10 protein-coding genes are annotated in these 9,449 nt (G+C 71.4%); 8 read left to right on the plus strand and 2 right to left on the minus strand.

Annotation, left to right across the window (positions count from 1 at the left end; translation table 11 throughout):
* The first annotated feature begins 82 nt into the window (after positions 1–82).
* Genes ABTZ99_RS39090 through ABTZ99_RS39100 form a run of 3 tightly spaced genes read left to right on the plus strand, consistent with a single transcriptional unit; the run spans position 83 to position 2,039 of the window.
* On the plus strand, positions 83–955 hold the full coding sequence (locus tag ABTZ99_RS39090; protein WP_499618066.1) for an ABC transporter ATP-binding protein: 873 nt from the start codon (positions 83–85) through the stop codon (positions 953–955).
* Positions 952–1,803 (plus strand): ABC transporter permease, encoded by an 852-nt coding sequence (locus tag ABTZ99_RS39095; protein ID WP_498783944.1) that lies wholly within the window; start codon positions 952–954, stop codon positions 1,801–1,803. The genes ABTZ99_RS39090 and ABTZ99_RS39095 overlap by 4 nt, the downstream gene beginning before the upstream one ends.
* A complete protein-coding gene (locus ABTZ99_RS39100; RefSeq protein WP_033437276.1) occupies positions 1,800–2,039 on the plus strand; it encodes a helix-turn-helix transcriptional regulator in 240 nt (79 codons plus the stop codon). The genes ABTZ99_RS39095 and ABTZ99_RS39100 overlap by 4 nt, the downstream gene beginning before the upstream one ends.
* A 40-nt stretch (positions 2,040–2,079) precedes the next feature.
* Here the strand turns inward: ABTZ99_RS39100 and ABTZ99_RS39105 are convergent, their stop codons facing one another.
* Both ABTZ99_RS39105 and ABTZ99_RS39110 read right to left on the minus strand, forming a co-directional pair.
* Positions 2,080–3,234, minus strand: a complete 1,155-nt coding sequence (locus ABTZ99_RS39105) for a macrolide family glycosyltransferase (RefSeq protein ID WP_499618062.1) — start codon at positions 3,232–3,234, stop codon at positions 2,080–2,082.
* Between the two features lie 138 nt (positions 3,235–3,372).
* Positions 3,373–3,957 (minus strand): TetR/AcrR family transcriptional regulator, encoded by a 585-nt coding sequence (locus tag ABTZ99_RS39110; RefSeq protein ID WP_499618063.1) that lies wholly within the window; start codon positions 3,955–3,957, stop codon positions 3,373–3,375.
* Between the two features lie 60 nt (positions 3,958–4,017).
* Between ABTZ99_RS39110 and ABTZ99_RS39115 the strand changes: the two genes are divergently transcribed.
* From ABTZ99_RS39115 to ABTZ99_RS39135, 5 genes are all read left to right on the plus strand, one after another.
* The gene (locus ABTZ99_RS39115; protein WP_499618064.1) at positions 4,018–5,151 is read left to right on the plus strand and encodes an FAD-dependent monooxygenase; all 1,134 of its coding nucleotides are present in this window, start codon (positions 4,018–4,020) and stop codon (positions 5,149–5,151) included.
* Between the two features lie 171 nt (positions 5,152–5,322).
* Entirely contained in the window at positions 5,323–6,483 is a 1,161-nt protein-coding gene (locus ABTZ99_RS39120) for a nitric oxide synthase oxygenase (protein ID WP_498783936.1), read from the plus strand.
* 99 nt (positions 6,484–6,582) lie between these two features.
* On the plus strand, positions 6,583–7,674 hold the full coding sequence (locus tag ABTZ99_RS39125) for a Re/Si-specific NAD(P)(+) transhydrogenase subunit alpha (protein WP_499618068.1): 1,092 nt from the start codon (positions 6,583–6,585) through the stop codon (positions 7,672–7,674).
* Positions 7,671–7,994 (plus strand): NAD(P) transhydrogenase subunit alpha part 2, encoded by a 324-nt coding sequence (locus ABTZ99_RS39130; protein WP_498783932.1) that lies wholly within the window; start codon positions 7,671–7,673, stop codon positions 7,992–7,994. Before ABTZ99_RS39125 ends, ABTZ99_RS39130 begins: the two co-directional genes overlap by 4 nt.
* On the plus strand, positions 7,991–9,358 hold the full coding sequence (locus ABTZ99_RS39135) for an NAD(P)(+) transhydrogenase (Re/Si-specific) subunit beta (protein WP_498783930.1): 1,368 nt from the start codon (positions 7,991–7,993) through the stop codon (positions 9,356–9,358). Before ABTZ99_RS39130 ends, ABTZ99_RS39135 begins: the two co-directional genes overlap by 4 nt.
* The last annotated feature ends 91 nt before the right edge of the window (positions 9,359–9,449 follow it).

Consider the following 9,449-nt stretch of genomic DNA (forward strand, 5'->3'; position numbering starts at 1 on the left):
AGCAGGTGTGCTACAAAATGCCCGAGAACTCCGACAAAGGGGAGGTGAGGGGTCCTTGGTCATCGAGGTGCGCGATCTGCGGATGCGCTACGGCACGACGGACGTGCTGCACGGGGTCGACTTCACCGCGGGCCCGGGTGAGGTGCTGGCCCTGCTCGGGCCGAACGGCGCGGGCAAGACCACGACGATCGAGATCCTGGAGGGCTTCCGGCTGCCCTCCGACGGCCACGTCCGCGTGCTGGGCGTCGACCCGGCCGTCGGCGACGAGGCCTGGCGCGCCCGGCTCGGCGTGGTGCTCCAGTCGTGGCGCGACCACGGCCGCTGGAGGGTGCGCGAGCTGCTGCACCACCTGGGCCGCTACTACGCGCCCTACGCCACGCCGCACCAGCCGCGGCCGTTCGACACCGACGAGCTGATCGAGACCGTCGGCCTGGCCGAGCACGCGCACAAGAAGATCAGCAGCCTCTCCGGTGGCCAGCGGCGGCGGCTGGACGTGGCGATCGGCATCGTCGGCAAGCCGGACCTGCTGTTCCTGGACGAGCCGACGGCCGGGTTCGACCCGCACGCGCGCCGGGACTTCCACGACCTGGTGCACCGGCTGTCCGACCTGGAGGGCATGACGATCCTGCTGACCACGCACGACCTGGCCGAGGCGGAGAAGCTGGCCGACCGGATCCTGGTGCTCGCGGGCGGGCGGATCATCGCCGACGGCAGCCCGGACCAGCTCAGCCGCGAGGTGGCGGGCAAGTCCGAGGTCCGCTGGACGCACGACGGCCTGCGGCACGTGCACACCGCGGAGGACGCGACGGCGTTCGTGCGCGACCTGTTCCGCCAGCACGCGACGGGCATCTCCGAGCTGGAGGTGCGCCGCAGCACGTTGGAGGACACCTACATGGCACTCGTGCAGCGGCACGAGAGCGGCCAGGCGACGGACGAGGAGGTGGCGATCCGGTGAACACCAAGGCACAGGCCATCCGGCTCGGCGTGGACCGCGGGGTGCGCGAGTTCCGCCACTCCATGGGCAGCTCCGACCAGGCCTACAACGTCTTCACCGGGCTCGCCGCGCTGACCGTGCTGTGGTTCCAGCGCGACTCGTCCGTCGAGGGCTCCGGCCTCTCGCTCGCCGCGCTCACCCTGCCCGGCCTGCTCGGCATGGGGATGGTGTTCGGCTCCCTGGTTGGGCCCGCGGGCCAGCTCTCGATGAACCGGGAGGACGGCACGCTGCTGCGCGCCAAGGCGGTGCCGCACGGGATGGTCGGCTACCTGGTCGGCCGGACCGTGCAGACGTCGCTGGACTCCCTGACCGGTCTGCTGATCGTGCTGGTGCCGGGCCTGTTCCTGGTGAACGTGCTGGCGGACGCGGGTGTGGGCGGCGTGCTCGGCCTGCTCGCCGTGCTGGCGCTCGGCATGGTGTCGATGCTGCCCTGGGGCGCGGTCGCCGGGTCGGTCACCAAGAGCCCCGGCGGCGCGATGGGCATCACCATGCTGCCGATGATGGGCCTGATCGCCATCTCGGGCATCTTCTACCCGATCACCGCGATGCCCGGCTGGCTGCAGGGCGTGGCCCAGGTGTTCCCGGTGTACTGGGCGGGGCACGGCGCCAGGGCGGCGCTGCTGCCGGACGCGGCGGCGGTCGCGGAGATCGGCGGCACCTGGCGGATCCTGGAGATGACGGGCGTGCTCGGCGTGTGGGCGGTGGTCGGCTTCCTGCTTGCGCCTACGATCCTGCGTCGGATGGCTCGCCGTGAGTCCGGAGCGGAGATGGAGCAACGCCGACAGGCGGCGTTGCAGAGGGTGCGATGAGCGAAAGCGTCTACAACCGGATCGCGATGCTGCGCGCGGAACGGGGAGTGTCACGCCGGCAGCTCTCCGAGGCGTTGGGCATCCACTACCAGACCGTGGGCTACCTGGAGCGGGGCGAGTACAGCCCCAGCCTGTACCTGGCGCTGCGCATCGCGCAGTACTTCGAGGTGCCGGTGGAGGTCGTGTTCTCGACCGACCCGTTCCCCAGGTTGGGCAGCTCGGAGCGATCCGCGTAGACGGGGAGGGGGCGGCGTAGAAGGCGCCGCCCCCTCTGAGCTACTCCAACTCCGCCTCGATCACGTCGGCCGCCGCGGCCGTGCCGCCCGCCGCCCGGGTCTCGGCCTTGAGCACGGCCAGCCGCCGGGCCACCTCCGGGTCGTCCGCCAGCTCCAGCACGGCGGACCGCAGCCCTTCGGCGGTGACCTCCTCGCGCGGGATGTGCCTGCCGACGCCCAGGTCGACCAGGCGCATCGCGTTCATGGCCTGCTCGCCGAGCATGGGCAGGCCCACCATCGGCACGCCGTGGTAGAGCCCTTCCATCGTGCCGCCCATGCCGCAGTGCGTGATGAACACCTTGGCGTGCGAGAGGATCTCCAGCTGCGGCACCCACCGGTGCAGCTCCACGTTCGACGGCGGCTCGCCGAGCGAGGCCGGGTCGACGTGCTTGCCGACGGCCATCACCACGTGCCAGTCGAGGTCGCCGAACGCCTCGAAGCACCGCCGGTAGATCCCCGGCTCGTTGGTGTAGGCCGACCCGAGCGAGATCAGCAGCACCGGGCGGTCGTCCGCGGGCCGTTCCCACGTGCCCTGGAACGCCGACCGGTCGCTCAGGCACGGTCCCACGAACGTGTACTTCGGGTGCACCGACTCGTGGTTCGGCTGGAACGGCCGCGCGATGCTCACCACCGCGCGGTCCGGGTCGCCGACGTACGCCGGGCCGGGCAGCGCCACGCCCTCGGCGACCAGCCACTGCTCCAGCTCGGCGTAGAACTCGGTCACCTCGGGCTGGTCGACCATGTCGCCCAGCTCCTCCTCCCAGCCCTCGTACGTGACGAAGGTGGGGGAGAACTGGACGGCGGGCACGCCCCAGCGCCCCGCCAGCAGGCGCGCCGTCCACGCGCCGATGTCGTACACGACGGCGTCCGGCCGGTCGGCCCCGAAGGCCGCCTCCAGCACCGGCAGCACCGACTTGGCCTCGGCCAGGAACAGGCGCATGGCCGGCGCCGCTTCGGTCGGCCACTCCTGGTCTTCGGTGGGCAAGGTCGTGGGGTGCACGACCGGCGTCGCGCCGGCCCGCTCGACGACGTCCGCGAATCCGGGGTCGACCGCGTAGCTGACCCGGTGGCCCCGGTTCACCAGCTCGGTGACGACGGGCAGCGTCGGGTTGACGTGGCCGTGGCCGGCAATGTTGAGAAAAGCGATGTGCGACATGAGGGACTCTCCGCCTGGGATGGGGGTTGGCTCGAAGACCCCGTCACGCGTGGCGCGTGGGGGTGGACGGCAGCCCCGAACTCAGAGGTAGAAGATCCCGAAGGCCCACATGCGATTGACGATAGCGCCGGGCGCCACTCATTTCCCGAGCACGCCGCGCAGCGCCGTGCGGATCGCCGCGGCCAGTTCGGCGCGGCTCTCCGGGGTCCCGGGTGGAGGCGCCGCGAGCGTGCCCGGGCCGGCCAGCCGGTCGAACACGAGGCCGTCGAGGAACGCCACCAGGTCCCGGCCCTGGCGCTCCGGGTCCTCCGCGCCCAACGCCGCCAGCAGCTGCCGCATCCGTGCGCGCGGCCGTTCGCCGTGGGCCAGGATGCCGCGCAGCTCGGGGTGGTGGGTGGCCTCCAGCAGGCACGCGTACCGGGCCAGCGTGCGTTCGCGGGCCGTGGTCATCCACTGGTCGAACACGTGCGCGACGCCCTCGGCCAGCAGGTCGAGGTCCCGGGTGACGTCCGTGCTCACGTCGACCACCTCGGCGTTGTCCAGTTCGGCGAGCCGCTGCACGACGCCTTCGACGAGCGCTTTCCGGGTGCGGAAGTAGGCCGAGGTCGAGCCGGTGGGCACGCCCGCCTGCCTGTCCACCGCGCGGTGGGTCAGCCCCCGCATGCCTTTCGTGGCCACCACGTGGATCGCCGCGTCGGCGAGGGCGGCCATGCGCTCGGTCACGTTGCATCCTCCTTCTACAGCTGTAGAGTACGGGCATCTACAGCTGTAGAAGGAGCGGGCATGAGAGCGGTCGTGGTGGGCGGTGGCCTCGGCGGTGTCACGGCGGCGGTGGCGTTGCGGCGGGTCGGGTGGGAGGTCGCGGTGCTGGAGCGCGCGGCGGAGTTCGGCGAGGTCGGCGCGGGCGTGGGCGTGATGCCGAACGCCATGCGGGCGCTGGCGGCGCTGGGGCTGGCCGACGACGTGCGGCGGATCGGCACGCCCCGCGTGCCGGGCGGCATCCGCGACCGGAAGGGGCGGACGCTGGCGCACGTCGAGACGCCGCACCAGGACCACGTGGTCGCCGTGCACCGGGCGGACCTGCACCGGGTGCTGCGGTCGGCGTTGCCGCCGGAGTGCCTGGTCACGGACACCGAGGTGCACGACCTGGACGACCTGGACGCGGACCTGGTGGTCGCGGCGGACGGCATCCGCAGCCGCGCCCGGCAGGCGCTGTTCCCCACATTGCCCCAGCCGGTGTACGCGGGCACCACGGCGTGGCGCAGCGTGACGACCGCTCGGTTCCCGCGCGATCTCGGTGTCAGCCAGACCCTCGGTCCCGGCACCGAGTTCGGCGTCCTCCCACTGGGTGACGGCCGGGTCTGCTGGTACGCGGCCACCGTCGCGCCGGCCGGTGGCCGCTCGGCCGACGAACTGGGCGAGGTGCGCCGCCTCGTCGCCGGCTGGCACGACCCCATCCCGGACCTGCTGGACGCCACGCCGCCCGACACCGTGCTGCGGCACGACATCCACGAACTCGCCACGCCGCTGCCGACCTTCGTGCGCGGCCGGGTGGCGCTGCTCGGCGACGCCGCCCACGCGATGACGCCCTACCTGGGGCAAGGCGCGTGCATGGCGATCGAGGACGCGGTGGTGCTGGCCGCCGCGTGTGCCCGCGCCGACGACGTGCCGACCGCGCTCGCCGACTACGACCGCCAACGCCGGCCGCGCACGCAGCGGATGGCGAAGGCGTCGCGGGTGCTCGGGCGGGTGGGGCACAAGGTGCGCAACCCGGTGGCCGTGACGATGCGCGACGTCGCGATGCGCGCGGTCCCGGCGTCGGTGGGTTCGGCGAGGGCGACGAAGTTCCTGGCGTGGACACCGCCGTCGTTGTCACCCGATAGGGGACAACGAGGCTGTGATGTAAATCACAGGTAACCGCCGTGATTCGAGCGGATAACGATCGAATATCACTCGTTTTCCCAGGATGTGTCACACTTCTGCGCGATCAAGCACTCACTCTGTGGCATCAACGGTCCGTTGTCGCACCCCCTCGGTGCCCGGCACGGCGGTGCGACAACCACGAAAGGGCAACTACGGTGTCCCGCCATGGCCCCCGTCCCCTCGTGTCCGGCTGAAGCCATTCCCCTGCACGACGCCACCGCCTTCACCGTCGACCTCGCCGAGGCCGACGAGTTCATCCGACTGCACCACGCGGAGCACCCCGAGCTCGGCCCGGTCGAGCACCGCCTCGCCGAGGTGCACGCCGAGGTCGCCGCCACCGGCACGTACCGCCACACCCCCGACGAGCTGACGTTCGGCGCACGCGTGGCGTGGCGCAACAGCGCGCGCTGCATCGGCCGCCTGTACTGGCGCAGCCTCAAGGTCCGCGACCTGCGGGAGCTGCGCGACCCCAAGGAGATCGCGGACGAGTGCGTCGAGCACCTCAAGCTCGCCGCCAACGGCGGCAAGGTCCGCCCGGTGATCACCGTGTTCGCGCCGGACGACCCCGGCCAGCCCGCGCCGAGGATCCGCAACGAGCAGCTGGTCCGCTACGCGGGCTACGTCGGCTCGGACGGCGGCGTCCTGGGTGACCGGCGCAACGCCGAGCTGACCGAGCAGGCGATCGGCATGGGCTGGCGCCCGCCCACCCGGCGGGGGCCGTTCGACGTGCTGCCGCTGATCGTGGAACGGGAGGACGCCGAGCCGGCCCTGGTCGAACTGCCGCCCGACGCGGTGCTGGAGGTGCCGATCGGGCACCCCGAGCTGCCGTGGCTGGCCGACCTGGGGCTGCGCTGGCACGCCGTGCCCGCGATCAGCAACATGCGGTTGCGCATCGGCGGGATCGACTACCCGGCCGCGCCGTTCAACGGCTGGTACATGGGCACCGAGATCGGCGCGCGCAACTTCGCCGACGCCGACCGGTACGACCTGCTGCCGTACCTGGGCAAGCGGATGGGCCTGGACACCTCGTCGGTGCGGACGCTGTGGCAGGACCGGGTGCTGGTCGAGCTGAACCGCGCGGTGCTGCACTCGTTCGCGGCGGCGGGGGTGACCATCACCGACCACCACACCGAGTCGGACCGGTTCCTCACGCACATCAAGAAGGAGGAAGAGGCGGGCCGCTCGTGCCCGGCGGACTGGACGTGGATCGTGCCGCCGATGTCGAGCGGGATCACCAGTGTCTTCCACCGGTACTACGACAAGCGCGAGCTGGTGCCGAACTTCTTCCCCGGCGACACCAAGGGCGTCTGCCCGGTGATCCACTGAGAGCGGCCGGAAGTCTCAGCAAGACGTATGTACGGTTAACGTTGAAGTTCACCTGTGGCGTAGATCACCAACACCGGTCTAGGGTGACTCTCCGTGAGAGTGGGCATACCCGTCGAGGCGCGGCCCGCCGAGCGCCGCGTAGCCGGTCTACCGGAAACGGTGACCACGCTGATCGGTGCCGGACTCACGGTGGACGTGCAAGCCGGAGCGGGCAGACACGCCCACGCCTCGGACGCCGCCTACCGCGCAGCCGGTGCGAACGTCATCGCCGACCACCCGGCCGGGCAGTCAGACGTGATCGTCTCCGTCCAACCGCCGACACCAGAGCAGGCCGCCGCCCTCCGCGAGGGCGACATCACGATCAGCTTCCTGCAGCCCAACAGCGAGCCAGAGCTGATCGAGGTGCTCAAGGCCAACAAGGTCACCGCGTTCAGCCTCGACCTGCTACCCCGCGTGACCAGGGCGCAGTCCGCCGACGCCCTGTCGTCGCAGGCCCTGGTCGCGGGCTACCGCGCGGTGATGGAGGCCGCCAACCGGCTGCCCAGGTTCCTGCCCATGTTCACCACGGCGGCGGGCACCATCCCGCCCGCCAAGGTGCTCGTCCTGGGCGCGGGCGTGGCCGGGTTGCAGGCCATCGCCACCGCACGGCGCCTCGGCGCCGTGGTCGAGGCCTACGACGTGCGCGCGGCGGCCAAGGACGAGGTCAAGAGCCTCGGCGCGCGGTTCCTCGAACTGGACCTCGAAACGCAGCAGGGCGTCTACGCCGAGGCGCAGTCGGAGACGTTCCTGGAACGCCAGCGCGAGCTGATCGCGGAACGGGTCGCCGCCTCCGACGTGGTGATCTCCACCGCTGCCATCCCCGGCCGCAAGGCGCCCGTGCTGGTCACCAACGACATGCTCAAGGCGATGGCGCCCGGCTCGGTGGTGGTCGACCTGGCCGCCGAGTCCGGCGGCAACGTCACCGCCAGCAGCCCGGGTGAGGAGACCTGGGTCGGCGAGGTGCTGGTCTACGGCGCGAGGAACATGCCCAGCGGCATGCCCGTGCACGCCAGCAGGCTCTACGCGCGCAACGTGGCCAACCTGCTGCTGATGATGACCAAGGACGGCCAGGTCGTGCCGGACCTCACCGACGAGGTGCTGGCCGGCTGCTGCCTCACGCACGCGGGCGAGCTGAGGAGGGAGCTGCCGTGATCGACCTGTTGACGATCTTCGTGCTGGCCGTGTTCGTCGGCTTCGAGGTCGTGTCGAAGGTGTCCACGATCCTGCACACGCCGCTGATGTCGGGCGCGAACGCGATCCACGGCGTGATCCTCGTCGGCGCGATCCTGATCACCGGCCGCGCCGAGCACGCGCTGGAGATCACGCTCGGCCTGGCCGCGGTGTTCCTGGCCACGGTCAACGTGGTCGGCGGCTTCGTGGTGACCGACCGGATGCTGGAGATGTTCAAGGGCCACAAGGCGGACAGGCCGGTCAAGAGCGCGGCCAACGGCCACAAGGAGGTGGGCGGGTGAGCCCCACCTGGGTCCAGCTCGCGTACCTGGTCGCCGCGCTGTGCTTCGTGCTGGCGCTCAAGGGCCTGAGCACGCCGAAGTACGCCCGCGCGGGCAACCTCGTCGGCGCGGCGGGCATGGCGCTGGCCGTGGTCACGGCGTACGCGCACGGCGCGGTGCACAACGGGCTGCTGATCGTGATCGCCGTGGTCGCGGGCGTCGTGGTGGGCATCCCGGCGGCGCGGTCGGTGAAGATGACCGCCATCCCGCAGATGGTGGCGCTGTTCAACGGCGTAGGCGGCGCGGCGGCGGCACTGGTGGCGCTGACGGAGTTCCTGGCCGTGCCGCACGGCTCGGTGCTGTTCCAGGTCTTCACCGTGCTCACCGTGCTGATCGGCTCGGTCAGCTTCTCCGGCAGCGTGGTCACGTTCCTCAAGCTCCAGGAGATCATGACCACCCGGCCCGTGCTGCTGCCCGCGGGTCAGCTGCTCGGCATCGGCGCGGCGGCGGTGAGCGCGCTGCTCGCGCTGTCGGTCGTGCTGACCGGGAACGGCCTGCTGCTGGTGCTGCTGGCGCTGGCGGGTCTCGCGCTCGGCGTGCTGTTCGTGCTGCCGGTGGGCGGCGCGGACGTGCCGATCGCGATCTCGCTGCTCAACGCGTTCACCGGCCTGGCCGTCGCCGCGTCCGGCTACGTGCTCGCCAACACCCTGCTGATCGTCGCGGGCACCCTCGTCGGCGCGTCCGGCACGATCCTGACCCGGCTGATGGCCCAGGCCATGGGCAGGCCGCTGACCAACATCCTGTTCGGCGCCTTCAAGCCGACCTCGACGGCGGCGGCGACGGACGAGCAGCGCACCGTGCGCTCCGGCACGGTGGACGACGTGGCCATCATGCTCGGCTACGCGCACTCGGTGCTGGTGGTCCCCGGTTACGGCCTGGCCGTGGCGCAGGGCCAGCACGCGGCGCGGGAGCTGGCGCAGGTGCTGGAGCAGCGCGGCGTCACCGTGCACTACGGCATCCACCCGGTCGCGGGCCGGATGCCGGGCCACATGAACGTGCTGCTCGCCGAGGCGGACGTGCCGTACGAGCACCTCAAGGAGCTCGACGACGTCAACCCCGGCATCGGCAGCGTCGACGTGGTGCTGGTGGTCGGCGCGAACGACGTGGTCAACCCCGGCGCGCGGGACGAGCCGAGCAGCCCGATCTACGGCATGCCGATCTTCGACGTGGACCGGGCGAAGGCCGTGGTGTTCATGAAGCGCTCGATGCGGCCCGGCTTCGCGGGCGTGGACAACAGCCTGCTGTACAACCCGAAGACCACCATGCTGTTCGGCGACGCCAAGGAGTCGCTGACCAAGCTGCTGGCCGCGGTGAAGCACGTCTAGCGCCTGTTTCACAAGTCCGTGTTCGCGATAGTCGGGCCTGAGGCGGCTCCCGGGGGCACGGCCGAATGGGCCACATACAACAGCGGTATGC

The organism is Actinosynnema sp. NPDC002837 (genome assembly GCF_040295345.1).
Taxonomy (GTDB): domain Bacteria; phylum Actinomycetota; class Actinomycetes; order Mycobacteriales; family Pseudonocardiaceae; genus Actinosynnema.